This window comes from Pseudacidovorax sp. RU35E, from assembly GCF_900156165.1.
Taxonomy (GTDB): Bacteria; Pseudomonadota; Gammaproteobacteria; order Burkholderiales; family Burkholderiaceae_C; genus Xenophilus.
In genome coordinates this window covers 375,355-400,624 of record NZ_FTMY01000005.1, presented here as the reverse complement: position 1 = coordinate 400,624, position 25,270 = coordinate 375,355, and the positions used below count along the sequence as shown (strand labels likewise).

Sequence of the window (25,270 nt, the reverse complement as noted above, 5' to 3'; positions counted from 1 at the left end):
CCGGTGGCAAGCGTCTCATCGCGGCGAGTACATGTAATCGCGCGAGAAAGGGTATAGCGACTGGGCCCCGCGCATGGCGTGGGACGAAATCTTGCCGTCGGGTCGGGCCGAGAGCATCTGGTGCAGCGCGATCCAGCCTTGCTCGAAGCTCATCGCGCAGCCCGCCAGGTAAAGCCGGTAGGCGCGCAGGATGCGTACGCCACGCTCCGGTCCGGCGGTTGTCTCGAGGACTTCGCGGGCCTTGTCGAGCTGTGCCTCCAGGGCATCCGACCAAGCCCAGAGCGTGCGGGCGTAGTGCGGGCGTAAGTTCTCGGTGTCCACCATCTCCAGGCCCGCTTGCGCCGTCTCGCGCAGCACGGTCGTGACGTGCAGCAGTTCCCCGCCAGGAAAGATGTACTTCTCGATGAAGTCGCCCATGCCAGCGCCCAGTTGCCGGTAGTCGAGCTGGCCCGAGGTGATGCCGTGCTGCAGCGTCAGCCCACCGGGCGCAAGCAGCTGGTGGACGTCCTGGAAGTACACCGCCATGTTGGCGCCACCCACATGCTCGAACATGCCGACCGACGAGATCTTGTCGAAGGGCTGCTCCGCGCTCAGTTCGCGGTAATCCATGAGGCGAACGCGCACCCGATCCTGCAGCCCCCGTTCCGCAATCAGGCGCTCCACATGCGCGTGTTGATTCTTGGAAAGCGTGATGCCTGTGGCATCCACCCCGTAATGTTCGGCGGCCCACAACAGCAGGCCGCCCCAGCCGGAGCCGATGTCCAGGTACCGATCGCCCGGCTTGAGGCGCAGCTTGCGACAGATGTGATCGAGCTTGGCTTCCTGGGCCTGCGCCAGCGACATCGCCTCGTCGCGGAAGTAGGCACACGAATAGACGCGGCGCGGATCGAGCCAGAGCGCGTAGAAGTCGTCGGAGACGTCGTAGTGGAACTGGATCTGCTCGGCATCGCGCCGCAGCGTATGCGACCCGCGCGACTTGGCGGTGCGCAGCAGCCGGGTCCACCAGCCGGTGTCGCTTTCCACGGGATTGCTGGGCATGAGGGCCACAGCGGCCGCCATGAGGTCACGCATCGAGCCTTCGATCTCGACGCGCCCTTCGACATAGTCCTCGCCAACGCTGCCAATCTGCCGCGCCGCCAGCTTGGCCAAGCCACTCCAGTTCGAGAACCCGAGTCGCACCTTCGCGCCAGGCGTGTCGATGCGATGGCCGTCCGGCAACCGAAGTGATACAGGAATCGGGAGCGAAACGAGTTGCGACTCGATCTTCTGAACCAGGCTCTGCATGGCGAGCCATTGTGCAGAAAGTTGCCAGATTGTGCAGACGCCATCCGTGCGGCATCGCGCGAACCAAACAGCAATAAAAAAAGGGCCCTCAAAAGAGGGCCCTTGAATTTGGTTGCGCGAGGAGGATTTGAACCTCCGACCTTTGGGTTATGAGCCCAACGAGCTACCAGACTGCTCCATCGCGCGTCGAAGCATTGATTATATGTCAGTCTTGCGAAGTTTGCACGTCTTGTTCGCCAGAAATTTCCGGACGATCGACGAGTTCGACCAGCGCCATGGGCGCGTTGTCGCCAACACGGAAGCCCATCTTCAGAATGCGCGTGTAGCCGCCCGGGCGAGCCTGGTAGCGAGGGCCCAGTTCGTTGAAGAGCTTGACCACGTTGTCGCGGTTGCGCAGGCGGTCGAACGCCAGGCGCTTGTTGGCAACGGTGGGGTTCTTCGCCAGCGTGATGAGCGGCTCGACGACGCGGCGCAATTCCTTGGCCTTGGGCACGGTCGTCTTGATGGCCTCGTGCTCGATCAGCGAGTTGGACATGTTGCGCAGCATCGCGAGGCGGTGCGAGCTGGTGCGGTTGAGTTTGCGAAGACCGAGGCCGTGACGCATGGTGATTTCCTTTTGACTTTAGTTGATCGGGGCAGCCGGATCAGGTACTGCCCCGTGGAGCGAGAAGCCCGAGGACTTCTCAGCGCTTGTCTAGGCCGGCCGGTGGCCAGCTTTCGAGCTTCATGCCAAGGGTCAGACCGCGCGAAGCGAGGACTTCCTTGATTTCGTTGAGCGACTTGCGACCCAGGTTCGGGGTCTTGAGCAGCTCGTTCTCGGTGCGCTGGATCAGATCGCCGATGTAGTAGATGTTCTCGGCCTTCAGGCAGTTCGCCGAACGCACGGTCAGTTCCAGCTCATCGACGGGGCGCAGCAGGATCGGGTCGAACTGCTGGGCGCTGCGCTGGGCAGGCTGCTCGAACATGCCAGTCAGCTCGCCGCCTTCCAGCTGCGCGAACACGGCCAGCTGCTCGACCAGGATCTTGGCCGAGGCACGCACGGCGTCTTCGGCGGTGATCGCACCGTTGGTCTCGATCTCGACGAGGAGCTTGTCCAGGTCGGTACGCTGCTCGACGCGGGCGCTCTCGACGGTGTAGCTCACGCGCTTGACAGGCGAGAACGAAGCGTCGAGGACGATGCGGCCGATCGACTTGGTCGGCTCGTCCGCGTAACGGCGCATCGTGCCGGGGACATAGCCGCGCCCCTTCTCGACCTTGATCTGCATGTCCAGCTTGCCGCCTTGCGACAGGTGGGCGATGACATGCTCGGGGTTGATGATCTCGACGTCGTGCGGCGTCTGGATGTCGGCGGCCGTGACCGGGCCTTCGCCTTCCTTGCGCAGGCTCAGCGTGACTTCGTCGCGGTTGTGCAGCTTGAACACCACGCCCTTGAGGTTGAGCAGGATGTTCACGACGTCTTCCTGGACGCCGTCGATCGACGAGTACTCGTGCAGCACGCCGGCGATCGTCACTTCCGTGGCTGCATACCCCACCATCGACGACAGCAGAACGCGACGCAGCGCGTTGCCGAGCGTGTGGCCATAGCCACGCTCGAAAGGCTCGAGCGTGACCTTCGCCTTGTTGGCGGCCAGTTGCTCGACCTGGATGGTCTTGGGTTTCAGCAGGGTGGTTTGCATGCGGACTTCCTCTCAATACCCCCGGCTCGTTACACCGGTAAGGCTGGTGAAGTGCCCGCCTCGAATGCCTTCGAGGGGGTACAAAATCATTCAAGGGTGGTGCCGCGCGGCAGCACCACCGGTCACCTCTGGGTCTCGCTTTAACGCGAGTAGAGTTCGACGATCAGCGATTCGTTGATGTCGGCGCCGAATTCGTCGCGGTCCGGGGCCTTCTTGAAGGTACCTTCGGCCTTGTCGATGCTCACCTCAACCCAGCCGGGAATGCCGACTTGTTGGGCCAGTTGCAGCGCCTCGATGATGCGCGCCTGCTTCTTGGACTTTTCGCGAACAGCGACGACGTCACCAGCCTTGACCAGGTAGGACGGGATGTTGACCGACTGGCCGTTGACCGTGATTGCCTTGTGCGAGACCAGCTGGCGCGCTTCGGCACGGGTCGAACCGAAGCCCATGCGGTAGACGACGTTGTCCAGACGGCACTCGAGCAGCGACAGCAGGTTGGCGCCGGTGTTGCCCTTGCGGCGGTCGGCTTCGGCGAAGTAGCGGCGGAACTGCTTCTCGAGCACGCCGTACATGCGCTTGACCTTCTGCTTCTCGCGCAGTTGCAGACCGAAGTCGGAGGTGCGCTGACCCGAGGTACGGCCGTGCTGGCCAGGCTTGGAGTCGAACTTCGCCTTGTCCGCGATGGAGCGGCGGGCGCTCTTCAGGAACAGGTCGGTGCCTTCACGGCGGGAAAGTTTGGCCTTGGGGCCGAGGTAACGTGCCACGGTATTTTCCTTGTGGTTTCTGCCGCGGGCATGGCTGCCGCGGGAGCCATCAGTCGTTTCGGTCGATGGCGGTGGGCTTGTGAAAAGCGAGAGCGCAAAAACGCGCAGACCGCCCGGAGGCGGACTGCGCAGGCGGCCTCACCTCAGATGCGACGACGCTTCTGGGGACGGCAGCCGTTGTGGGGCACCGGGGTCACATCGGAGATCGACGTGATGCGGATGCCCAGCGCAGCCAGTGCGCGCACCGAGGACTCGCGACCCGGGCCGGGGCCCTTGATCTCGACGTCCAGGTTCTTGATGCCTTGTTCGACAGCGGCGCGGCCGGCCACTTCGGAAGCCACCTGGGCAGCGAAGGGCGTCGACTTGCGCGAACCCTTGAAGCCCTGGCCACCCGAGGAAGCCCAGGACAGTGCGTTGCCCTGGCGGTCGGTGATGGTGATGATCGTGTTGTTGAACGACGCATGCACGTGCGCAATGCCGTCCGCAACGTTCTTGCGGACCTTCTTGCGCACACGCTGTGCGGCGTTGTTGGCAGGAGCTTTAGCCATGCTGTTCTCTCTTTACTTCTTCAGGGCCTGGGCAGCCTTGCGCGGACCCTTGCGGGTACGGGCGTTGGTGCGCGTGCGCTGACCACGCATCGGCAGGCCGCGACGATGGCGGAAGCCGCGGTAGCAGCCGATGTCCATCAGGCGCTTGATGTTCATCGTGGTTTCACGACGCAGGTCACCCTCAATCGTGAATTGGGCGATCTGGTCGCGGATCTTCTCGAGATCAGCGTCCGTCAGGTCCTTGATCTTCTTGGCGTAGTCGATGCCGCAGGCTTCGCAGATCTTGCGAGCGCGGGTACGGCCGATGCCGAAGATTGCCGTCAGGCCGATCTCGGCGTGCTTGTGCGGCGGGATGTTGATGCCAGCAATACGTGCCATGTGCGTCCTCTAGAACTCTCGAATCAACCCTGGCGCTGCTTATGGCGCGGGTCGGTGCAGATCACGCGCACCACACCCTTGCGGCGGATGACCTTGCAATTGCGGCAGATGGGCTTGACCGATGCCGAAACTCTCATTTCATTTCTCCTAACTCTTAGTGTGGCGACCCTAGGACGCCCGAAACACGATATGCGTGCCCGGCTCGTCGCGGCGGGCGTTCACTCGACCTTGCGTTCAACCACCCAACGTCGTCTTGAAGTTGGCCTTCTTGAGCAGCGATTCATACTGCTGCGACATCAGGTAGTTCTGCACCTGGGCCATGAAGTCCATCGTCACGACCACCAGGATCAGCAACGAGGTGCCGCCGAAATAGAACGGCACGTTGTACTTCAGGATCAGGAATTCCGGCAGCAGGCAGACGAAGGTGATGTACACCGCGCCGGCCAGCGTCAGACGCAGCAGGATCTTGTCGATGTAGCGGGCGGTCTGGTCACCAGGACGGATCCCGGGGATGAACGCACCGCTCTTCTTCAGGTTGTCGGCCGTCTCGCGGCTGTTGAACACGAGTGCCGTATAGAAGAAGCAGAAGAACACGATCGCTGCTGCGTACAGCAGCGTGTAGATCGGCTGCCCCGGGGCCAGCGCCGAAGCGATGTCCTTGAGCCAGCGCATGCTGTCGCCAGTGCTGAACCAGCCCACCACCGTCGCGGGCAGCAGGATGATGGACGAGGCGAAGATCGGAGGGATCACGCCAGCCATGTTCAGCTTCAGCGGCAGGTGCGAAGCCTGTCCACCATAGACCTTGTTGCCCACCTGACGGCGCGCGTAGTTCACCAGGATCTTGCGCTGTCCGCGTTCGACGAACACCACGAAGTAGGTGACCAGCACGACCAAGGCCACGATGAACAGGGCCACGATCACGCTCATGGCGCCGGTACGCACCAGCTCGAGCAACCCACCGATCGCGTTGGGCAGGCCCGCGGCAATACCGGCGAAGATGATGATCGAGATGCCGTTGCCAAGGCCGCGCTCGGTGATCTGCTCACCCAGCCACATGAGGAACATGGAGCCAGCCGTCAGGCTCACCATCGCGGTGAACCGGAAGCCGAAACCAGGCGCCACCACCAGGCCGGGAGAGGCCTCGAGCGCGACGGCGATGCTGAAGGACTGGAACAGGGCCAGACCCAGCGCGCCATAGCGGGTGTACTGCGTGATCTTGCGGCGGCCGGCCTCGCCTTCCTTCTTCAATTGCTCGAAGGACGGAAGGACATAGGTCATCAGCTGCATGATGATCGACGCCGAGATGTACGGCATGATCCCCAGCGCGAAGACCGTGAAGCGCGACAGCGCACCGCCCGAGAACATGTTGAACAGGCTCAGGATCCCGCCCTGCTGGCCCTGGAACAGCTGAGCCAGCTGATCCGGGTTGATGCCGGGAACGGGAATGTGCGCGCCGATGCGGTACACCACGAGGGCGAGCAGCAGAAAGACCAGCCGGCGACGCAGGTCGCCGAACTTGCCGGTCTTCGCGAGCGTTGCCGCGTTGGTTGCCACTGTGCTGCCTTGCTTTCGCGTCAGGATCAGGCGACGGAGCCGCCGGCAGCCTCGATGGCTGCCTTGGCACCTGCGGTCGCGCCGACGCCGGTCAGCTTGACGGCCTTCGTCAGTTCACCGGCCTTGATGACCTTCACCACCTTGGCGAGCTGGCCCACGAGGCCGGCTTGCTTCAGTGCCAGGACATCGACTTCGGCCAGGCCCAGCTGCTCCAGCGCTGCGAGGGTGACCTCGGCGTTGAACTTCAGCGAAGCCGACTTGAAGCCGCGCTTCGGCAGGCGACGCTGCAGCGGCATCTGGCCGCCTTCGAAACCAACCTTGTGGAAGCCACCGGCACGCGACTTTTGACCCTTGTGGCCACGACCTGCGGTCTTGCCCAGGCCAGAGCCGATGCCACGGCCGACACGGCGCTTGGCGTGCTTCGCGCCCGCTGCGGGCTTGATGCTGTTGAGTTCCATGTCAGAGCACCTTCACCAGGTAGGCGATCTTGTTGATCATGCCGCGCACGGCGGGCGTGTCCTGCAGCTCGCTCACGCTGTTGAGCTTGCGCAGGCCCAGGCCACGCACGGTGGCGCGGTGCGACTGCTTCGTGCCGATGGGGCTGCGAACCAGCTGGACCTTCACGGTCTGTTGTTGCGTCGTCATTGCGTCTCTCCTGCTCAGGCGAAGATCTCTTCAACCGTCAGGCCGCGCTTGGCAGCGACTTGCGAGGCGGTGGTCGAGTTCTTCAGCGCGTCGAGCGTGGCGCGAACCATGTTGTAGGGGTTCGACGAGCCATGGCTCTTGGCCACGACGTCGGTAATGCCCATGACTTCGAACACGGCACGCATCGGACCGCCGGCGATGATGCCGGTACCCTTGGGGGCCGGGGACATCATCACGGTGGAGGCGCCGTGGTGGCCGGTCACTTCATGGTGCAGGGTGCCGTTCTTGATCGACACCTTCATGAGGTTGCGGCGGGCTTCTTCCATCGCCTTCTGCACGGCGGCGGGCACTTCCTTCGACTTGCCCTTGCCCATGCCGACGCGGCCGTCGCCGTCACCGACGACGGTGAGCGCCGCGAAACCCAGGATACGACCACCCTTCACCACCTTGGTGACGCGGTTGATCGCGATCATCTTCTCGCGCAGACCGTCCTCGGGACCTTCGTTCTGCGTTCTTGCCTGAATCTTTGCCATCTTGAATTCCTGTTCTGCGCGGGCGCTTAGAACTGCAGGCCGGCCTCGCGGGCGGCTTCGGCGAGAGCCTTGACACGGCCGTGGTAGGCAAAGCCTGCACGGTCGAAGGCCACCTTCTCGACGCCGGCGGCCTTGGCCTTCTCGGCGATGCGCTTGCCAATGATGGTGGCAGCGGCGGCATTGCCACCCTTGCCAGCACCACCGAGCGAAGCGCGCACTTCGGCTTCGGCCGTGGAGGCCGTGGCCAGCACCTTGGCCCCGTCGCCAGAGATGACGGTGGCGTAGATGTGCAGGTTGGTGCGGTTCACCATCAGACGCGCGACGCCTTGCGTGGCAATGCGGATGCGGGTCTGGCGGGCGCGGCGCAGGCGCTGTTCCTTTTTGGTCAACATCATGCGGCCTCTTACTTCTTCTTCGTTTCCTTGATCACGATCTTCTCGTCCGCATAGCGGATGCCCTTGCCCTTGTAGGGCTCGGGAGAGCGGACCGCGCGGATCTCGGCAGCCACCTGGCCGACGCGTTGGCGATCGGCACCCTTGATCACGATTTCCGTGGGGGTGGGGGTGGCGACGGTGATGCCGGCAGGCATCTCGATGTTGACCGGGTGCGAGTAGCCCACGGCCAGGTTGAGCTTGGTGCCCTGGGCAGCGGCCTTGTAGCCCACGCCCACGAGCGTCAGCTTCTTCTCGAAGCCCTTGCTCACACCCAGCACCATGTTGTTGACCAGCTGCCGCACGGTGCCGCTCATCGCGTTCGCTTCGCGCGACTCGTCGACGGGCGCGAAGGTCAGCTTGCCGTCATTGGCAGACGCCTTCACCAGCGCGTTGGCGGGGATGGACAGTTGGCCACCAGCGCCCTTGACGCTGATCTGATCGCCCTTGATCTGCACGTCCACGCCTGCGGGAACGGTGATCGGCATTTTTCCGACTCGGGACATTGTTCAGTTCCTCCGTCTTAGGCCACGTAGCACAGCACTTCGCCGCCGACGCCGTTTGCACGGGCCTTGCGGTCGGTCATCACGCCTTGCGGGGTGGTGACGATGGCCACGCCCAGACCGTTCTGGACCTTGGGGATCGCGCCGGCACCCTTGTAGACGCGCAGGCCAGGGCGGCTCACACGCTCGATGCGCTCGATCACCGGACGACCGGCGTAGTACTTCAGCGAAATCTCGAGGTTCGTCTTGCCGTCTTCCGTCTTGACCTGGAAGCCGTCGATGTAGCCCTCGTCCTTCAGCACCTGGGCGATCGCGATCTTCACCTTGGAAGACGGGACCGACACGGTGGGCTTCGCGACCATCTGCGCATTGCGGATGCGCGTCAGCAGGTCGGCGATGGGATCACTCATGCTCATGTTTCTTGCTCCTGCCTGGCTTACCAGCTGGCCTTGGTGACGCCGGGGATCTCGCCATCGAAGGCGAGTTCGCGGACCTTGGCACGGGCCAGACCGAACTGGCGGAAGGTGCCACGGGGGCGGCCAGTGATTTCGCAGCGGTTGCGCTGGCGGGTGGGGTTCGCATTGCGCGGCAGCTTCTGCAGCGCCAGGCGGGCGGCGGCACGCTCTTCGTCGCTCTTCTTCGCGTCGTTGGCGGTCGCCTTCAGTTCGTCGTACTTCTTGGCGTACTTGGCGGCCAGCTTGTCGCGCTTGAGTTCGCGCTGGATCAAAGCAACTTTTGCCACAGGGTCACCTTTAGTTCTTGAAGGGGAAGCGGAAGCCCTGCAGCAGCGCCTTGGCTTCTTCGTCGGTCTTGGCGGTCGTCGTGATGCTGATGTTCAGACCACGCAGCGCATCCACCTTGTCGTACTCGATCTCGGGGAAGATGATCTGTTCCTTGACGCCGATGTTGTAGTTGCCGCGGCCGTCGAAGGCCCGGCCGGAGATACCACGGAAGTCACGCACGCGGGGCAGGGCCACGGTGACGAAACGGTCCAGGAACTCATACATCTTCACGCCACGCAGGGTGACCATGCAGCCGATGGCCTGGCCTTCGCGGATCTTGAAACCGGCGATGGCCTTCTTGGCCTTCGTCACGACGGGCTTCTGGCCAGCGATCTTGGTCAGGTCGCCCACAGCGTGGTCCATGACCTTCTTGTCAGCCACGGCCTCGCTCACGCCCATGTTCAGCGTGATCTTGGTCAGGCGGGGGACCTGCATCGGCGACTTGTAGCCGAACTTCTCGGTCAGTTCTTTCGCGATCTTTTCGCGGTAGTGTTGTTGCAGACGGGCCATGGTGTACCTCAGGCAGCCTTGATTTCTTCGCCGCTGGACTTGAAGACGCGCACGCGCTTGCCGTCCACCAGCTTGATGCCCACGCGGTCGGCCTTGCCGGTCGCGGCATTGAAGATGGCCACGTTGGATTGATGGATGGGCATGGCCTTCTCGACGATGCCGCCGGTCGTGCCCTTCATGGGGTTCGGCTTGGCGTGCTTCTTGACGAGGTTGACACCCTCGACGATCACGTGCGTCTCGTCGGCGCGCAGGCTGACGGTACCTTGCTTGCCCTTGTCGCGGCCGGCGATCACGATGATCTTGTCGCCCTTGCGAATCTTGTTCATGGCGTTGTCCTTCTTACAGAACTTCGGGGGCCAGCGAGACGATCTTCATGAACTTCTCGGTACGCAGTTCGCGCGTCACGGGTCCGAAGATGCGGGTGCCGATCGGCTCCAGCTTGGCGTTGAGCAGGACGGCGGCATTGCCGTCGAACTTGACGAGCGAGCCGTCGCCGCGGCGGATACCTTTGGCGGTACGCACCACGACGGCGTTGTAGATCTCGCCCTTCTTGACGCGACCGCGCGGCGCAGCTTCCTTGACGCTCACCTTGATGACGTCGCCGACGCTGGCGTAGCGACGCTTGGAGCCGCCGAGCACCTTGATGCACAGGACGGACTTCGCGCCCGTGTTGTCGGCCACTTCGAGCCGGGATTCAGTCTGGATCATTGCTAATAGTTCCCAACTTGTACCGTTGAGGCCAGACGACCGGCAGTGCACCGGCGCGAGAAACCTGTTCGGTCAGTCTTGGGCCCGTCGTCGGCGCACACAAAAAAGCCGTAAGGCGCTTTTGCTCGTTGCACGCGTCCGTCTGGGCGGAAAGAGTTCGCTTTTTAGGGCGAAGCCTGAGATTGTGCGCTGGCGTTGGCCTACTGTCAAGCGCCTGGATTGGGGCGTTGTTGTGGACGGCCCGCGCGGCTCACGAACGGACCAGGTAGCCGGCGACGATCCCAGCAAAGACGGCAAAGCCCAGCCAATGGTTGTGGCGGAAAGCCGTGAAGCAGCCGTCACGGGTGCGTCCGCGGATCAGCCGCCAATGCCAGATCGCCTGCGCGATGGCGGCGATAACGCCGATCGCAAAAGGCCAGCCCAACGCCGCCTGCCAGCCCATCGCACCCCAGATGACCAGGAACACGCCGTAGGAAACCATCACGGCCGCCACGTCGAAGCGGCCGAAGGTGATCGCGGAGGTCTTGATGCCGATGCGCAGGTCGTCGTCACGATCGACCATCGCGTATTCGGTGTCATAGGCCAGCACCCAGCCCAGGTTGCCCAGCAGCAGCCATGCGGCCATCGCTGGAACGGCGCCCTCGCGTACCGCACTGAAGGCCATGGGGATGCCGACGCTGAAGGCCACGCCGAGCACGGCCTGCGGCAACGACACGAAACGCTTGGCGAAGGGATAGGCCAAGGTGATGGCAAGCGCAGCAAACGACCACGCAATGGTTGGCGCATTGGTCGTCAGCACGAGGCCGAAGGCGACCAGCGCCAGGGCCGCGCCGAGGGCCAGCGCCTCCTTGACCGACACGGCGCCGCTGGTGACGGGCCGCCTGGACGTGCGCTTGACGTGACGGTCGAAGTCGCGGTCGGCCACATCATTGATGCAGCAGCCGGCGCTGCGCATGAGGATGGTGCCGAGCACGAAGACGGCTAGCAGGTGCCAGCCCGGGAACCCATCCGCTGCAAACCACAGCGCGCCCAGCGTGGGCCACAGCAGCAGCAGCCAGCCGGCAGGCCGGTCCCAGCGGATCAGGTCCAGATAAAGCGAAAGCCGCCCGCGGCGGGCGGGCGGCTCCAGGGCTTCGGTGCTCACTCTTCCAGGAGCGATCGCAGCATCCAGGCAGTCTGGTCGTGCACGGTGCAGCGCGCGGTCAGCATGTCGGCGGTCGGATCGTCACCGGCTTCTTCGGCCACCGGGATGAACTCGCGTGCAATGCGCGATACGGTCTCGTGACCCTTGACCAGGATGCGCACCATCTCCATGGCGCGCGGCGGCTGCTGGGGCACGTCGGGAACGGTGGAAATCTTGCTGAACTCGGCGTACGAGCCGGGCGCGTAGTGGCCCAGGGCGCGGATGCGCTCGGCGATCACGTCGGTGGCGTTCCACAGCTCCGTGTACTGCGCCATGAACATGGCGTGGAGCGAGTTGAAGTGCGGCCCAGTCACGTTCCAATGGAAGTTGTGGGTCGTGAGGTACAGCGTGTACGTATCGGCCAGCACGCGCGAGAGGCCTTCGGCGATGGCCGCGCGGTCCTGGCGGTCGATGCCGATGTTGATCATGGGCGCATTGCGGCTGCCAGATTCGGGCGCCACGCGGTCGTCGCCTCTGTCGGGCACGGTGCCGGCAGACGCGGCGGGCGACGCGGCCACCAGGGGACTCTTTTCCTTCTTCGGCGATTTGGGCATCTTGGACATGCGGGTTCCTTTGCAGCGAGATAAATCGGTCAGATGAGGCGCGTCCAGCAAAGACGCGTTTCAGAGGCCTCTACCTTAGGCGTCAGCCCCGGGCAGGGCAACATCCTGCACTCTATCGAAGGGATCGGGGATTCCGATGCAGGCGGGCACCGCGTCACGACAGCCGCTTGACGCCGGGAAGTTCGCAAGCATAGATCGCGTTGCGCAGCGCCGCGATCGCCTCATAGCGGGTGAAGCTGCGCCGCCAGGCGAGCACGACGCGTCGCGACGGCGGGGAGCCGCCCTCGCCGTCACGCACCGGCACGTAGCGCACGATCGGCTCCAGATCCTTGCGAGCCTTGCCGCGCGGCTTGAGCGCCTCGGGCGGCACCGACAAGCGCGGCACCAATGTGACGCCCATGCCTGCGGCCACCATGTGCTTGATGGTCTCCAGCGAGGAGCCTTCGAAGCTCTTGCGGATGCCCTCGGCATTGCTGGAAAAGCGGGCGAATTCCGGGCAGACCTCCAGCACGTGGTCGCGGAAGCAGTGGCCGGTGCCCAGCAGCAGCATGGTTTCGTTCTTGAGCTCGTCCGAGCTGACCCATTCGCGGCTGGCCAACGGGTGCTGGGCCGGCACGGCGGCCAGGAAGGGCTCGTCGTAGAGCTGGGCCATGGCCAGGCCCGAATCGGGAAAGGGCTCGGCCATGATGGCGCAGTCGATCTCGCCCGCGCGCAGCATCTCCAGCAACTTGGCGGTGAAGTTCTCCTGCAGCATCAGGGGCATCTGCGGCGTGCGCGCGATGTTCTGGCGCACCAGGTCCGGCAGCAGGTAGGGGCCGATGGTGTAGATGACGCCCAGGTTCAGCGGACCGGCCAGCGGGTCCTTGCCGCGCTTGGCGATTTCCTTGATGGTGGCGGCCTGGTCGAGCACCGACTGGGCCTGCTGCACGATCTGCTCGCCCAGCGGCGTGACCGTCACCTCGCCGGCGCTGCGCTCGAAGAGCTTCACCTCGAGCTCGTCTTCCAGCTTCTTGATCGCCACCGACAGGGTGGGCTGGGAGACGTAGCAGGCCTCGGCCGCCTTGCCGAAATGCCGCTCGCGCGCCACCGCGACGATGTATTTGAGTTCGGTCAGGGTCATAGCTTGCGTCAATTATGCGCGCCGGTCCCGGGCGGGCGAAGCCCTGCCGACGGGCAGCCCTTCAGGCCTTCAGGAACTCCGCCCTCGTCCCCAGCCAGCGGTCCACATGCCGGTGCGCCTGGTCCGCGTGGCGGTCCAGCAGTTGCGGCGCCAGGTCGCGCGCCCATTCGAGCAGGCGCTGGTCGGTGCCCAGGTCGGCGAAGCGCAGCAGCGGCGCGCCGGACTGGCGCGCGCCCAGGAATTCACCGGGGCCGCGGATATCCAGGTCGCGCCGCGCGATCTCGAAGCCGTCGGCCGTCTCGACCATCGCCGTCAGCCGGGCCTTGGCGGCCTGCCCCACGCGGCCGCTGTCGCCCGGCGCATAGAGCAGCACGCAGGCCGAGGCCGCCGCGCCGCGCCCCACCCGGCCGCGCAGCTGGTGCAGCTGCGAGAGGCCGAAGCGCTCCGAATGCTCGATGACCATCAGCGAGGCATTGGGCACGTCCACCCCCACCTCGATCACCGTGGTGCTGACCAGCACCTGCAGCGTGCCGGCGCTGAAGTCGGCCATCACGGCCTGCTTCTCGGCGGTGGGCATGCGCGAATGCAGCAGGCCGACGCGCACCGTCTCGCCCAGGGCGTCGGCCAGCTCGTCGCGGGTGGCGGTGGCGTTGCGCAGGTCCACCGCCTCGCTTTCCTCGATCAGCGGGCAGACCCAGTAGACCTGCCGGCCCTGCTGGATCTGGCCGTGGATGCGGGCGATGACCTCGTCGCGCCGGTGCTCGGCCAGCAGCTTGGTGACGACCGGGGTGCGGCCGGGCGGCAGCTCGTCGAGTGTGGAGACGTCCAGGTCGGCGTAGTAGCTCATGGCCAGGGTGCGCGGGATGGGCGTAGCGCTCATCATCAGCAGGTGCGGCTCCAGCGCCTGCATGCCGTCGCCACCCTCGGAGGCCTTGCCGCGCAGCGCCAGGCGCTGGGCCACGCCGAAGCGGTGCTGCTCGTCCACGATGGCCAGCGCCAGGCGCTGGAAGCGCACCTTCTCCGAAATGACGGCATGCGTGCCCACCACCAGCGCGGCCTCGCCGCTTTCGACGGCCGCCGCCATGGCGTCGCGCTCGCGCTTCTTCTGGCTGCCGGTGAGCCAGGCCACGCGCCGGCCCTGCGCGGCCAGCAGCGGATCGAGCCAGCCGACCAGCTTGCCGAAATGCTGCGAGGCCAGGATTTCGGTGGGCGCCATCAGCGCGCACTGGAAGCCGGCGTCGATGCAGCGGGCCGCGGCCAATGCGGCGACCAGCGTCTTGCCCGAGCCCACGTCGCCCTGCAGCAGCCGGTGCATGGGCTGCCGATGGGCCAGGTCGGCGGCGATCTCGCGGTCGGCGCGCGCCTGGGCGCCGGTGGGCGAGAAGGGCAGCGCCGCCAGCAGGCGGGCATGCAGGCTGCCGTCGCCCGTGCCGGCGCGCAGCACGGGCGCACGCTGGGCCTCGCGGGCGCGACGGGCCTCCAGCTGCGACAGCTGCTGGGCCAGCAACTCGTCCGCCTTCAGCCGCTGCCAGGCGGGATGGCTACGGTCCTCCAGCGCGGCCAGGGCCACGTCGGGCGTCGGGTGGTGCAGGAATTCGAGCGCGGCGCGCAGCGTCCAGGCGTTGTGGGGCAGCAGCTCGGCGGGGATCAGCTCCTCAAGCGGCGTCCGCGCCAGGCCGGCCTGCACGGCGCGGCGCAGCACGGGCTGCGCCAGGCCCGCGGTCGTGGCATAGACGGGCGTCAGCGCCAGCGGCAGCGCCGTGCCGGCCGCCTTGATGACCGGGTGCAGCATGGTCCGGCCCACGAAGCCGCCGCGCACCTCGCCCCGCGCCCGCACCCGGCTGCCGGGCGCGAGCTGCTTCTGCTGCGAAGGGTAGAAATTGAAGAAGCGCAGCTGGCAGGTGTCGCTGCCGTCGTCCAGCGTGGCGATGAGCTGGCGGCGCGGGCGGAAGACGACTTCGCTGTCCACGATCGTGCCCTCGACCTGCGCATGCTCGCCGTCGCGCACATGGGCCAGCTGCGCGATGCGGGTCTCGTCCTCGTAGCGCAGCGGCAGATAGAGCGCGAAGTCGATGTCGCGCGCCAGGCCCAGTTTCTTGAGCGCCCGCTGCACCTGGCTTTCGCCGCTGCCGGGCGCGCGGGGGGCAGCGGGCGCAGGGGCAGGCGAAGCGAGGGGGCGCGCGGACATGGGACAATTCTGCCTCCCCGCCCTCCTCCGCCCCGCGCGGAACGCCGCCGCCCCGCGACGGCCTGCACGGAGGGCTTCTGCTTCTTTCTTGGAACGGGCCCGTCCGGCCCTCAAGCATGTCCCGCACCGATTTCACGCTCTCGGATTTCGACTTCGCACTGCCGCCCGAGCTGATCGCGCAGCAACCCGCCCCCGAACGCAGCGCCTCGCGCCTGCTCGACGGCACCGGCCCCGATCCCACCGACCGCATCTTCCGCGACCTGCCCACGCTGCTGCGCGACGGCGACCTGCTGGTCTTCAACGACACGCAGGTGGTCAAGGCCCGCCTCTTCGGCGAAAAGCCGACTGGCGGCCGGCTGGAGCTGCTGATCGAGCGCGTCCTCGCCGGCCAGGAGGTCGCCGCCCACATGAAGGTCAGCAAGAAGCCCGCCGTGGGCACGGTGCTGCGCATGGACGCCGCGCCCGGCCAGCCGGCCTTCCGCGCCACGCTGCTGGGCCGCTGGCCCGAGGAAGGCGGCCCGCTGTTCCGCTTCGCGCTGGAGAGCGACGACGGCGCCGACCCCTACATGTTGATGGAGCGCCACGGCCATGTGCCCCTGCCGCCCTACATCGAGCGCCAGCAGGCGCAGGAAAGCGCCAGCGACGCCGCCGAGGACGCGCGCCGCTATCAGACCGTCTTCGCCCGCGTGCCCGGCGCCGTGGCCGCGCCCACCGCGGCGCTGCATTTCGACGAGGCCCTGCTTGCGCAGCTGGAGGCCCGCGGCGTGCGCCGCGCCAACGTCACGCTGCACGTGGGCGCCGGCACCTTTCAGCCCGTCAAGACCGAGAACATCGCCGAGCATGTGATGCATGCCGAGCGCTACGACGTGCCACCGGCCACGCAGCAGGCGATTGCCGACTGCCGCGCCCGCGGCGGCCGCGTGGTGGCGGTGGGCACGACCACCGTGCGCACGCTCGAATCCTGGGCCGCCAGCGGGCAGGCGCAGGGCGACACGCAGATCTTCATCACGCCGGGCTTCCGCTTCCGGCATGTGGACCTGCTCGTCACCAACTTCCACCTGCCCAAGAGCACGCTGATGATGCTGGTCAGCGCGCTGGCGGGCTACGAGCGGGTGATGGCGCTGTACGCCCACGCCATCCGCGAGCGCTACCGCTTCTTCAGCTACGGGGACGCGATGCTGCTGCAAAGGACCGCGCCATGAACCGGGCCGTCCGCCTCGCCGCGCTGTGCGCGCTGGCCCTGCCTCTGCTCGCCGCCGCACGCGGCTACACGCCCGCCGGCCGCTGCGGCGACTTCGCGCGGCTGGACATCCCCAGCCCCGCCGGCACCTGCGTCGCACTGCTGGCCGACGAGGCCGAAGGCCTGCGCGCGCCGCGCCGCATCCTGGAGGTGGCGCCCGGCCGCTACTGGATCGCTGACATGGGCTCCTGGGAGCCCAAGCGCGGCCGCCTGCTGGAAATGACACTGCCCGCCGACGGCCCCGCCCCGCGCCGCGCGCGCATCGCCGTGCTGGCCAGCGGCCTCGACCGCCCCTCGGGCCTGGCGCTGGGCCCGGACGGCAAGGTCTACGTGGGCGAGGCCGGCAGCGTCTGGCGCACGCCCGTCGGCGCACCGGGCGCCGCGCCGCAGCGCGAGACGGTGCTCGATCAGTTGCCCGACGACGGCACCCATCCGCTGAAGGAGATCGCCTTCGGTCCCGGCGACCGGCTCTACGTCAACGTCGGCTCCAGCAGCGACAACTGCCGCAGCGGCCAGGACGCACCCGCCCTGCCCTGCCCCGACGGCGAAGGGGCCAAGCCGCGCGCCGCCGTGTACGAGGCGCAACTCGGTGGCCCGCAGCGCACCGTGCAGCGCTTCGCGCCCTTCGCCACCGGCCTGCGCAACAGCATGGCGCTGGCCGTGCTGCCCGCCACGGCCGGCGCCCCCGAAGGCCGCCTGCTGCAGGGCGAGAACAGCATCGACTACCGCGACCCGCAAGGCCCGCCCGAGGAGCTGAACCTGCTGCAGCGCGGCCGCTTCTACGGCTGGCCCTACTGCGTGGGCCCGCGCAAGAACGCCCAGGGCTACGAAGGCCGCTACGACTGCAGCAAGAGCGAAGCACCGCTGGCCCTGTGGCCCGCGCATGCCGCGCCGCTGCAGATGGCGCTCGGCCCCGCCGGCACGCCCTTCGCCGGCCAGTTGCTCGTCGCCTGGCGCGGCCCGCAGGCCAGCGGCCACCGCGTGGTCGGCTTCAAGCTCGATCCCAGGACCGGCCTGCCCACCGGGCCCGCCATCGACTGGCTCGCCGGCTGGCAGGCCAAGGACGTCGTGCGGCCCATGGGCCGCCCCACCGGCCTCACCGTCGACCGTGCCGGCCGCCTGCTGGTGGTGGAAGACTTCAACCGCACCGTGCTGATGCTGCTGCCCGTGCAGCCCTCCACAGCCCCTTCTTCTTCGTCCGCCAAACCATGACCGCCCTCCAGTTCGACCTGCTGGCCACCGACCCCGACAGCCATGCGCGCCGGGGCACGCTGACCCTCAACCACGGCGTGGTGCAGACGCCGATCTTCATGCCCGTGGGCACCTACGGCACCGTCAAGGGCGTGATGCCGCGCAGCCTGGAGGAGATGGGCGCGCAGATCATCCTGGGCAACACCTTCCACCTGTGGATGCGCCCCGGCCTGGACGTGATGGGCGCCTTCGGCGGCCTGCATGCCTTCGAGCAGTGGCACAAGCCCATCCTCACCGACTCGGGCGGCTTCCAGGTCTGGAGCCTGGGCGCGATGCGCAAGATCAGCGAGGAAGGCGTCAAGTTCGCCTCGCCGGTCAATGGCGACAAGCTGCTGCTCACGCCCGAGGTGTCGATGCAGATCCAGACGGTGCTGAACAGCGACATCGTCATGCAGTTCGACGAATGCACGCCCTACGAGACGCAGGGCCGCATCACCACCGAGGCCGAGGCGCGACGCTCCATGGAGCTGAGCCTGCGCTGGGCCAAACGCTGCCAGGCCGAGTTCGCGCGGCTGCAGAACCCCAACGCCCTGTTCGGCATCGTGCAAGGCGGGATGTTCGAGCACCTGCGCGAGGAATCGCTGGCCGCGCTGGTGGAGATGGACTTTCCCGGCTACGCCGTCGGTGGCGTGAGCGTGGGCGAGCCCAAGGAGGACATGCGCCGCATCACCGCCCACACGCCGCACCGCCTGCCGGCCCACAAGCCGCGCTACCTGATGGGCGTGGGCACCCCGGAGGACTTGGTCGAGGGCGTGGCCCAGGGCGTGGACATGTTCGACTGCGTGATGCCCACCCGCAACGCGCGCAACGGCACCATCTTCACCCGCTACGGCGACCTGAAACTGCGCAACGCCCGCCACCGCAACGACCCGCAGCCGCTGGACCCGAGCTGCACCTGCCATGCCTGCGCCGGCACGGCGGGCGAGAGCTGGGCCGACGGCGGGCGCGGCGGCTTTTCGCGCGCCTACCTGCACCACCTGGACCGTTGCGGCGAGATGCTGGGGCCGATGCTCACCACCATCCACAACCTGCACTACTACCTGAACCTGATGCGGGAGATCCGCGAGGCGCTGGACGCCGGGCGCTTCGGCGAATTCCGACGGCAGTTCGCGAGCGACCGGGCACGGGGCGTCTGAGAAGACCCTCTGCCACAACGACAAAGCGGCCCGCAGGCCGCTTTTCTTTTGGGCGCGACGCGCTCAGCGCATCTCGGGCGGCAGCGTGCCGCCGTTGGCCGCGATGCGGGTCATCACCTGCTTGTGCAGCCAGATGTTCCATTCGGCGGAGCCCGGTTCTGCGCTGCCCGTGTAGATGAACTCGCTGGCCAGTTCCTTGCGGGCGGCCAGGCTGCTGTCGAGGCCGAGCAGCTTGAGCAGGTCCACGATGGAGGTGCGCCAGTTGAGCTGGGCTGCGCCCGGCTTGGCATCGAGGATGGGCGCCACTTCGCCCAGCGGGATGGACGGCGGCGGTGCCGGCACGGCCGGCGCGGCCACGGAAGCGGGCGCATCGGCCGTCGGGGGCGCAGCGGGCGCGGGGGCCGGTGCAGGCGCGGCCTGGGCGCCAGGGAAGATCTTGGAAAGGATGCTGCTGAAGATGCTCACGAAGAGGACTCCTGGGTCTGATGGGGGAAACAGTCGCCGCCCGGCGGCGGTGCCGGGGTTCTAGCATCCGCGCGGGGCGGGTCGGCGTCAGCGGGGGCCGTCTTTGTGATCTTGTGCCGGCATCTGCAAAGAAATGTTGCTTGATTCTGTAACTTGCGGCGACAGCACCCTCGGCTGCAACGCCGCGGCCGCGCCGCAGCCATGGCAGAAGCGCGAGAAGGCGCTCTTGCGCGTGCGGCAGGTGCCGCAATGGTCGAACAGGCCGATGCCGCAATGCGGGCAGAAGTCGATGGCTGCGCTCTTCAAATCCACCGTTCGCTCGCAGCCCGGGCACACGCCCTTGGCCAGCCGCGCGAGGGCGGTGTCGTAGTCGAGCGCCTGCCGGCGGGCGGACTCCGGGCTGGCCTCGGCGGCCTGCTGGCGCGCCAGGTAGCGCTGCAGTGCGGCCATGGCCCAACGGCCGATCAGCAGCGTCAGCACGATGCCCACGCCGTAGCGCACATAGCCGCCGTAGCTTGGCAGGTAAGGCACCAGCTCGACGAAGAAGGTGAACAGCGCAAAGAAGACGAAGCCCCAGACGAAGGGCCACGCGTTGCCTTTGCGGTGCCGCACGAAGAGCCAGCCGGCGACGGCCAGCAACGGCAACGTGAGGGCGAGCCGGTAGCCGAAGACGCGCAGTTCCTGCCCCCGCTCGGCCGCCTGCAGCCGCTCGGCGGCGACGGCTTCGAGTTCATCCAGCTGGCGGCGGCTGCGGGCAGCCGTCAGGCGGGCGTCCAGCGCCAGTTGCTGCTGGCGCTCCACCTCCCCCTGGGCCTGGCGCTGCGCGGCGCGCAAGGCGTCCAGCGTATGGGTGCGCTCGATCAGTGCCGGGTCCTGCTCAGGGCGCGTCGTGACACTGCGCGTGGCCAGCCAGTCGTTGAAGCTGCCCTCGGCGGATCGGATGTTGGCCTCGGCGGTGCGTTCCCGCAGCTGCGCCTGGTCCAGCGCCTCTTCGGCCTGGGACTCGGCCTTCATCGCCTGATCCCGCGCGCCGCGAAGCGCGCCGGCGGCGGGGCGGTCGATGAAGTCCTCCAGGCCGAGCGCGCGCTCCACACGAGGCAGGTCCCCGACAAGGGTTCCGCCCAGGCCGATCAGGAAGCTGGCGAACACCAGCGAGAGCAGCCACAGGCCACGGCGGAACCAGGCCTCGGACAGGCGAAGCGATGTCTTCATGGAAGTTCTCCTTGGTTCATGGCCGCCAGGTCGAGCGCGCCGGCGGTGCGCTGCGCCAGGTCCGGGCCCTGCGCGACGAGCGCCGGCATGGCTCGCACCGGCCCGCATGCGCGCTCGTGGCGACGCCGAGCGCCCGCACGGGCACCGTCAGCAGGCAACGACGGAGCGGGGGGAGGCATGGTGACCTCGAAGCGGTCTCATCAGCTCATGCACCGTCCGTCGACGACGCGGACGCTGCGCGCGGCGGGGTGGCCGCCTCGGCCAGATCGGCCTCGTGGCGATCACGCAGCGTCTTGGCCAGCGTGAAGGCGCTGCTGACGAGGAACAGCCAGCACACGCCGAGATAGGCCTTGTAGCTGTCGTTGATCGACATGCGCAGCAGTCCCCAGGCCGTCAGCGCCATCGCCACGACGAAGCCCATCCAGACGACGGCGCCCCACAGCGGGGTTTCGCCACCGGCCTGCGGCTGCTGCCGGTCGCGCAAGTACTTGGACACCACGAAGACGCCCGACAGGCAGAACACGTAGCCCATGACCATGAAGGCCCGGTCGAGGGCCTGGCCCGGTAGCCAGGCCAGGCCCGTGCCGCACAGGACGACGGCAATCCCGAAGGAGATCCAGACCTGGAGCTGCCAGGCCCGCGTATCGCGCTGGATGCGCGCGGGACGCGGATAGGAGGTAGGGACGGGGGGTTGCATGTCGAAGCCTTTCAGTGGCAGTTGGAACGGGAGGCATCCTGCCCCTGTCCTTGCCGCCGAGGCGCCGATTCGCTACACCCGTTCGGACCGATGGCGCCAAAAGTATCGTTTTTCGGTACTTTTGCGCATCACGCTGCGCCGCGCTTGGCCGGCCGCGTGCCGGCATGCAGGTCTGCGCGGACGAATGGCCGTTCGTTGCCTGCCGTCCAGGCCGCCACGCGGCCGATCAGCTCGTGCGTGGGCGCGCGCGTGCCGGGTGGAATCACCAGTGCCGGCAGCGCCAGGGTGAGCAGCACCGGCAGCAGTCGCAGCTTGGGATGTGGCTTGCGGCGCTGGCGCCATAGAAAGAAGCCGCTGGCCGCAAGCCCCAGCAGAAATCCGGACACCACCTCGGACATCGAATGCGCGTCCAGCGCGAGGCGCGAGCCGCCGATCGCCGCCCCCAGCGCCCAGCCGGCACAGGCCGCCGATACCCGCCAGCGGTGGGCAAAGCCGGACACCATCAGCCACAGCGCCACCGGCCAGAGCGTTGTCGACATGGTGGTGTGGCCGCTGAAGCCGGTGAAGTCCAGCGCCTCAATGCCCACGCCCCAGCCCATGAAGGCGAACTTGCCGGCCACCACGACGGCGCCCGCGGCCCCCAGGCAGAGCAGCCACAACCACATCACCGGCCGCGTGCGTCGGGCCCAGCCCAGCCAGGCGGTGATGGCCACGGCCATCGGGATCATCAGGCTGCTGTCGCCCAGCCAGGTCAGCGCATGCCAGTTCAGGAAAGCGTTCATCAATGAGGGATCAAGGCTGCGTCAGCAGGTCGGAAACCCGCTCCCGCAGCGATTCGGGCGCCACCGCCGAGGCTGGCAGGGGCGCGCCGACGTTCAGGCCCACCCGGCTCCAGAAGCCGCGGCGGAAGGGCCGCACCATGGCCACCGGCTCGCCGCCGCGCAGCTCGATGCGGCTGAAGTACGAACCCCACAGGTTCGTCAGCGCCATCGGCACCACCGGCACGGCCAGGCCGTCCTCCTGGGCGCGGGCCAGGATCTTCATCACGCCGCCCTTGAAGGGTTGCAGCGTGCCGTCGCGCGTGATGCCGCCCTCCGGGAAGATGCCCAGCAGGTCGCCCTCGCGCAGGACCTGGGCCGCCTCGTCGAAGGCGCGCTCGTAGGCGGCCGGGTCTTCCTTCTGCGGCGCGATCGGGATCGCCTTGGCCAGCCGGAACAGCCAGCCCAGCACCGGCACGCGGAAGATACGGTGGTCCATCAGAAAGCGGATCGGACGTGGGCTGGCCGCCATCAGCAGCACGGCGTCGACGAAGCTCACGTGGTTGCACACCAGCACGGCCGGCCCCTCGGTCGGGATGCGCTCCTCGCCCCGCAGCCGGAACCGATAGACGAAGCGCGACGCCACCCAGGCGATGAAGCGCAGCAGGTACTCGGGCACCAGCAGGAAGATGTAGCCCGCCACCACCGCATTGGCGATGCCGGTGAAGAGGAAGACCTGCGGAATGCTGAAGCCGGCGCCGATCAGCGCCCCGGCGATGACCGCGCTGGCGATCATGAACAGCGCATTGAGGATGTTGTTGGCCGCGATGATCCGCGCGCGGTGCGTGGGTTGGCTGCGCAGCTGGATCAGCGCATACATCGGCACGCTGTAGAGGCCCGCGAACAGCGACAGCAGCGCCAGGTCGGCCATCACCCGCCAGTGCGCCGACTGCGCGAGGAAGGCGGCCAGGCCCATCTCGGCCGAAGGCGGCAGCCCGCGCGCGGCGAAGTACAGGTCGATGGCGAAGACGCTCATGCCGATGGCGCCCAGCGGCACCAGGCCGATCTCCACCTGGCGGCGCGACAGCGTCTCGCAGAGCAGCGAGCCCGCGCCGATGCCCACCGAGAACACCACCAGCAGCAGCGAGGCGACCTGCGCATCGCCGTGCAGCACCTCCTTGGCGAAGCTCGGGAACTGCGACAGGAAGGTGGCGCCGAAGAACCACATCCACGAAATGCCCAGCAACGAGCGGAAGACGACCGTGTTGCCATGCGCCAGCCTGAGGTTGCGCCAGGTCTCGGTCACCGGGTTCCAGTTGACCGCAAGACCCGGGTCGGTGGCCGGTGCGGTGGGCACGGCCTGCGCCGTCAGCCGGCCGATGACGGCCACCGCCACGCAGGCCGCCGCCACGGTGCCGTGACCGATGCCGGGCAGCGCCACCAGCAGGCCGCCGGCCACCTGGCCGAGCAGGATGGCGACGAAGGTGCCCATCTCCACCATGCCGTTGCCGCCCGTCAGTTCGTGGGGCTTCAGCGCCTGCGGCAGGTAGGCGAACTTGACCGGGCCGAACAGCGTGGAATGCAGGCCCATCAGGAAGACGCAGCCCAGCAGCACCGGCACGTTGGCGGCCACGAAGCCCCAGCCGGCCAGCGCCATGATGGCGATCTCGAGCGTCTTGACCAGCCGGATGATGCGAGCCTTGTCGTACTTGTCGGTGAGCTGCCCCGCCGTGGCCGAGAACAGCAGGAAGGGCAGGATGAACAGCGCCCCGATCGCCAGCCCCGCCAGTGAGGGCGGCAGCCACGCCACCTGCAGCTGGTAGGTCACCATCACCGTGAAGGCGAACTTGAACAGGTTGTCGTTGGCGGCCCCGGCGAACTGCGTCCAGAAGAAGGGCGCGAAGCGGCGCTGGCGCAGCAGGGCGAACTGGTTGGCGTGAGCGGTCATGCGGATGGCACTGCGGAAGGAAGGACCGCCGGCGCGCGGGCATTGTGCCGGAGCAGGCGGGACGGGTGACCGCCACTGTCCACGCTGCCGTGGCCGCCAGGGAGCGGCAGACGATACACGCCCTGATTCCGCACCTTACGGTATCGCCCAACAATACCGGCATGAGCACCACCGTCGATCTGGTCCGGGCCATCAAGGCCGAACTCAAGGCCGCAGGCATGACCTATGCCGACTTGGCGCGCGCCCTGGGCCTGGCCGAATCCAGCGTCAAGCGCATGCTGGCGCGGGGCGACATGCCGCTGGCGCGCATCGACGCCATCTGCCGCGCCCTGCGCATCGACTTCGCCGACCTGGCGCGGCGCGTGGCCGACAGCCAGCCGCTGCTGCGCGAGCTGACGCAGGAGCAGGAGCAGGCCGTGGTGCGCGACCGCAAGCTGCTGCTGGTGGCCATCAACGTGCTGAGCCAGTGGACGCTGGAGCAGATCGTCGGCACCTACAGGATCACCGAGGCCGAATGCATCGGCTACTTGGCGCAGTTGGACCGCATCGGCATCATCGAACTGCGGCCGCTCAACCGCTACCGGCTCAAGGTGGCCAAGACCTTCCGCTGGCGGCCGCACGGGCCGGTGATGCAGTTCTTCCGCGAGGAGGTGGTGCTCGACTACTACGCCGGCGGCTTCGACGGCCCGGCCGAGGGACTGCTGCTGGTGCACGGCTCCATCTCGCGGGCGCTGGCGCCGGCCTTCCTGGAGCGGCTGCAGCGCGTGGCGCAGGACTTCGCCCAGCAGCACCAGACCGACCAGAAGCTGCCCGCCGGCGAGCTGGAGGGCTACACGCTGCTGCTGGCGATGCGCGAGTGGGAGTTCGGCCAGTTCACCCAGTTGCGCCGCTAGAGCGGAACACCCCCCATGCCGCTTCGCGGCTCCCCCCTCTCTGACGCCTTCGGCTTGGAGGGGGGCGCACCCGCAGGCCTGGCGAAGCCAGTTCCTGGGGTGCCCGGGCATGGCCTGCTCCGCGGCCATTCGAGTCTTGTGGCCGCGCCAGTGTCAGGCGATGCGGGCAGCGTGGGCTTGGTTGATCGCGAGCGGCCCCCTAGAATCGCGCCCCGCAGGAGAACGCACCGCCCATCTGCACAAGCCGGGCGGCGCTACCGAAGGCGCAAACTCCCATAAACGCTCAGGTCGGTCCGGCAA

The 25,270-nt window shown here is 67.4% G+C and carries 31 protein-coding genes and 1 tRNA gene; 4 read left to right on the top strand and 28 right to left on the bottom strand.

Annotated elements, in window-relative coordinates; genetic code table 11:
• Positions 1-15 precede the first annotated feature (15 nt).
• From BXA03_RS11810 to recG, 23 genes are all read right to left on the bottom strand, one after another.
• Positions 16-1,284 carry a class I SAM-dependent methyltransferase gene (locus tag BXA03_RS11810; protein WP_076507600.1) on the bottom strand — a complete coding sequence of 423 codons (1,269 nt, stop codon included), beginning with the start codon at positions 1,282-1,284 and terminating at the stop codon, positions 16-18.
• 109 nt (positions 1,285-1,393) lie between these two features.
• Positions 1,394-1,470: transfer RNA gene (locus tag BXA03_RS11805), tRNA-Met, on the bottom strand.
• A 19-nt stretch (positions 1,471-1,489) separates the two neighbouring features.
• Positions 1,490-1,888 carry a 50S ribosomal protein L17 gene (gene rplQ, locus BXA03_RS11800; protein WP_076507597.1) on the bottom strand — a complete coding sequence of 133 codons (399 nt, stop codon included), beginning with the start codon at positions 1,886-1,888 and terminating at the stop codon, positions 1,490-1,492.
• 79 nt (positions 1,889-1,967) lie between these two features.
• Positions 1,968-2,960: a DNA-directed RNA polymerase subunit alpha gene (gene rpoA / locus BXA03_RS11795; RefSeq protein ID WP_017758445.1), complete on the bottom strand. Its 993-nt coding sequence runs from the start codon at positions 2,958-2,960 to the stop codon at positions 1,968-1,970.
• Positions 2,961-3,100: 140 nt separating this feature from the next.
• On the bottom strand, positions 3,101-3,724 hold the full coding sequence (gene rpsD / locus BXA03_RS11790) for a 30S ribosomal protein S4 (protein ID WP_017758444.1): 624 nt from the start codon (positions 3,722-3,724) through the stop codon (positions 3,101-3,103).
• 143 nt (positions 3,725-3,867) lie between these two features.
• Positions 3,868-4,272 (bottom strand): 30S ribosomal protein S11, encoded by a 405-nt coding sequence (gene rpsK, locus BXA03_RS11785; protein ID WP_017760904.1) that lies wholly within the window; start codon positions 4,270-4,272, stop codon positions 3,868-3,870.
• Positions 4,273-4,284: 12 nt separating this feature from the next.
• On the bottom strand, positions 4,285-4,650 hold the full coding sequence (gene rpsM, locus BXA03_RS11780) for a 30S ribosomal protein S13 (protein ID WP_017760905.1): 366 nt from the start codon (positions 4,648-4,650) through the stop codon (positions 4,285-4,287).
• A 23-nt stretch (positions 4,651-4,673) separates the two neighbouring features.
• Positions 4,674-4,787: a 50S ribosomal protein L36 gene (gene rpmJ / locus BXA03_RS11775; RefSeq protein WP_017760906.1), complete on the bottom strand. Its 114-nt coding sequence runs from the start codon at positions 4,785-4,787 to the stop codon at positions 4,674-4,676.
• 97 nt (positions 4,788-4,884) lie between these two features.
• Entirely contained in the window at positions 4,885-6,204 is a 1,320-nt protein-coding gene (gene secY / locus BXA03_RS11770; protein ID WP_017760907.1) for a preprotein translocase subunit SecY, read from the bottom strand.
• Between the two features lie 26 nt (positions 6,205-6,230).
• The gene (gene rplO, locus BXA03_RS11765; protein ID WP_017760908.1) at positions 6,231-6,662 is read right to left on the bottom strand and encodes a 50S ribosomal protein L15; all 432 of its coding nucleotides are present in this window, start codon (positions 6,660-6,662) and stop codon (positions 6,231-6,233) included.
• A gap of 1 nt (position 6,663) precedes the next feature.
• A complete protein-coding gene (rpmD, locus tag BXA03_RS11760; protein ID WP_017760909.1) occupies positions 6,664-6,849 on the bottom strand; it encodes a 50S ribosomal protein L30 in 186 nt (61 codons plus the stop codon).
• Positions 6,850-6,863: 14 nt separating this feature from the next.
• The gene (gene rpsE / locus BXA03_RS11755; protein WP_076507594.1) at positions 6,864-7,382 is read right to left on the bottom strand and encodes a 30S ribosomal protein S5; all 519 of its coding nucleotides are present in this window, start codon (positions 7,380-7,382) and stop codon (positions 6,864-6,866) included.
• A 26-nt stretch (positions 7,383-7,408) separates the two neighbouring features.
• Complete coding sequence (gene rplR / locus BXA03_RS11750) at positions 7,409-7,774, bottom strand: 50S ribosomal protein L18 (RefSeq protein WP_043117689.1); 366 nt, start codon at positions 7,772-7,774, stop codon at positions 7,409-7,411.
• Positions 7,775-7,785: 11 nt separating this feature from the next.
• Complete coding sequence (gene rplF, locus BXA03_RS11745; RefSeq protein ID WP_058641844.1) at positions 7,786-8,319, bottom strand: 50S ribosomal protein L6; 534 nt, start codon at positions 8,317-8,319, stop codon at positions 7,786-7,788.
• Between the two features lie 17 nt (positions 8,320-8,336).
• Positions 8,337-8,732: a 30S ribosomal protein S8 gene (gene rpsH / locus BXA03_RS11740; protein ID WP_017760913.1), complete on the bottom strand. Its 396-nt coding sequence runs from the start codon at positions 8,730-8,732 to the stop codon at positions 8,337-8,339.
• A gap of 20 nt (positions 8,733-8,752) precedes the next feature.
• On the bottom strand, positions 8,753-9,058 hold the full coding sequence (gene rpsN, locus BXA03_RS11735; protein WP_043117682.1) for a 30S ribosomal protein S14: 306 nt from the start codon (positions 9,056-9,058) through the stop codon (positions 8,753-8,755).
• A gap of 10 nt (positions 9,059-9,068) precedes the next feature.
• Positions 9,069-9,608 (bottom strand): 50S ribosomal protein L5, encoded by a 540-nt coding sequence (gene rplE, locus BXA03_RS11730; protein ID WP_076507592.1) that lies wholly within the window; start codon positions 9,606-9,608, stop codon positions 9,069-9,071.
• Between the two features lie 8 nt (positions 9,609-9,616).
• A complete protein-coding gene (gene rplX, locus BXA03_RS11725) occupies positions 9,617-9,934 on the bottom strand; it encodes a 50S ribosomal protein L24 (RefSeq protein ID WP_076507590.1) in 318 nt (105 codons plus the stop codon).
• A gap of 13 nt (positions 9,935-9,947) precedes the next feature.
• Positions 9,948-10,316, bottom strand: a complete 369-nt coding sequence (gene rplN / locus BXA03_RS11720) for a 50S ribosomal protein L14 (protein ID WP_017760917.1) — start codon at positions 10,314-10,316, stop codon at positions 9,948-9,950.
• 250 nt (positions 10,317-10,566) lie between these two features.
• Entirely contained in the window at positions 10,567-11,460 is an 894-nt protein-coding gene (gene ubiA, locus BXA03_RS11715; protein ID WP_076507587.1) for a 4-hydroxybenzoate octaprenyltransferase, read from the bottom strand.
• Positions 11,457-12,053, bottom strand: coding sequence for a Dps family protein (locus BXA03_RS11710; RefSeq protein ID WP_083716041.1), 597 nt, complete (start codon positions 12,051-12,053; stop codon positions 11,457-11,459). The genes ubiA and BXA03_RS11710 overlap by 4 nt, the downstream gene beginning before the upstream one ends.
• Positions 12,054-12,216: 163 nt before the next feature.
• Positions 12,217-13,182 carry a LysR substrate-binding domain-containing protein gene (locus BXA03_RS11705; RefSeq protein ID WP_076507584.1) on the bottom strand — a complete coding sequence of 322 codons (966 nt, stop codon included), beginning with the start codon at positions 13,180-13,182 and terminating at the stop codon, positions 12,217-12,219.
• A 61-nt stretch (positions 13,183-13,243) separates the two neighbouring features.
• Positions 13,244-15,370, bottom strand: a complete 2,127-nt coding sequence (gene recG / locus BXA03_RS11700) for an ATP-dependent DNA helicase RecG (protein WP_076507581.1) — start codon at positions 15,368-15,370, stop codon at positions 13,244-13,246.
• Between the two features lie 116 nt (positions 15,371-15,486).
• Here recG and queA point away from each other — a divergent pair, with 116 nt between their 5' ends.
• From queA to tgt, 3 genes are read left to right on the top strand one after another with little or no spacing between them, the layout of a single operon-like run.
• A complete protein-coding gene (queA, locus tag BXA03_RS11695; RefSeq protein WP_076507579.1) occupies positions 15,487-16,572 on the top strand; it encodes a tRNA preQ1(34) S-adenosylmethionine ribosyltransferase-isomerase QueA in 1,086 nt (361 codons plus the stop codon).
• Positions 16,569-17,822, top strand: coding sequence for a PQQ-dependent sugar dehydrogenase (locus BXA03_RS11690; protein ID WP_076507576.1), 1,254 nt, complete (start codon positions 16,569-16,571; stop codon positions 17,820-17,822). Before queA ends, BXA03_RS11690 begins: the two co-directional genes overlap by 4 nt.
• Positions 17,819-18,997, top strand: coding sequence for a tRNA guanosine(34) transglycosylase Tgt (gene tgt / locus BXA03_RS11685; protein WP_076507573.1), 1,179 nt, complete (start codon positions 17,819-17,821; stop codon positions 18,995-18,997). Before BXA03_RS11690 ends, tgt begins: the two co-directional genes overlap by 4 nt.
• Positions 18,998-19,060: 63 nt before the next feature.
• Here the strand turns inward: tgt and BXA03_RS11680 are convergent, their stop codons facing one another.
• The 5 genes from BXA03_RS11680 to BXA03_RS11660 form a co-directional block, all read right to left on the bottom strand.
• Positions 19,061-19,462, bottom strand: coding sequence for a DUF3597 domain-containing protein (locus BXA03_RS11680; RefSeq protein WP_076507571.1), 402 nt, complete (start codon positions 19,460-19,462; stop codon positions 19,061-19,063).
• A gap of 87 nt (positions 19,463-19,549) precedes the next feature.
• Positions 19,550-20,674, bottom strand: coding sequence for a zinc ribbon domain-containing protein (locus tag BXA03_RS11675; protein ID WP_076507568.1), 1,125 nt, complete (start codon positions 20,672-20,674; stop codon positions 19,550-19,552).
• Between the two features lie 205 nt (positions 20,675-20,879).
• Positions 20,880-21,371: a YiaA/YiaB family inner membrane protein gene (locus tag BXA03_RS11670; RefSeq protein ID WP_076507565.1), complete on the bottom strand. Its 492-nt coding sequence runs from the start codon at positions 21,369-21,371 to the stop codon at positions 20,880-20,882.
• A gap of 128 nt (positions 21,372-21,499) precedes the next feature.
• The gene (locus BXA03_RS11665) at positions 21,500-22,153 is read right to left on the bottom strand and encodes a phosphatase PAP2 family protein (RefSeq protein ID WP_083716031.1); all 654 of its coding nucleotides are present in this window, start codon (positions 22,151-22,153) and stop codon (positions 21,500-21,502) included.
• A 10-nt stretch (positions 22,154-22,163) separates the two neighbouring features.
• Positions 22,164-24,077: an MFS transporter gene (locus BXA03_RS11660; protein WP_076507563.1), complete on the bottom strand. Its 1,914-nt coding sequence runs from the start codon at positions 24,075-24,077 to the stop codon at positions 22,164-22,166.
• A gap of 161 nt (positions 24,078-24,238) precedes the next feature.
• Between BXA03_RS11660 and BXA03_RS11655 the strand changes: the two genes are divergently transcribed.
• Positions 24,239-24,970, top strand: a complete 732-nt coding sequence (locus tag BXA03_RS11655; protein WP_076507560.1) for a helix-turn-helix domain-containing protein — start codon at positions 24,239-24,241, stop codon at positions 24,968-24,970.
• Positions 24,971-25,270 lie beyond the last annotated feature (300 nt).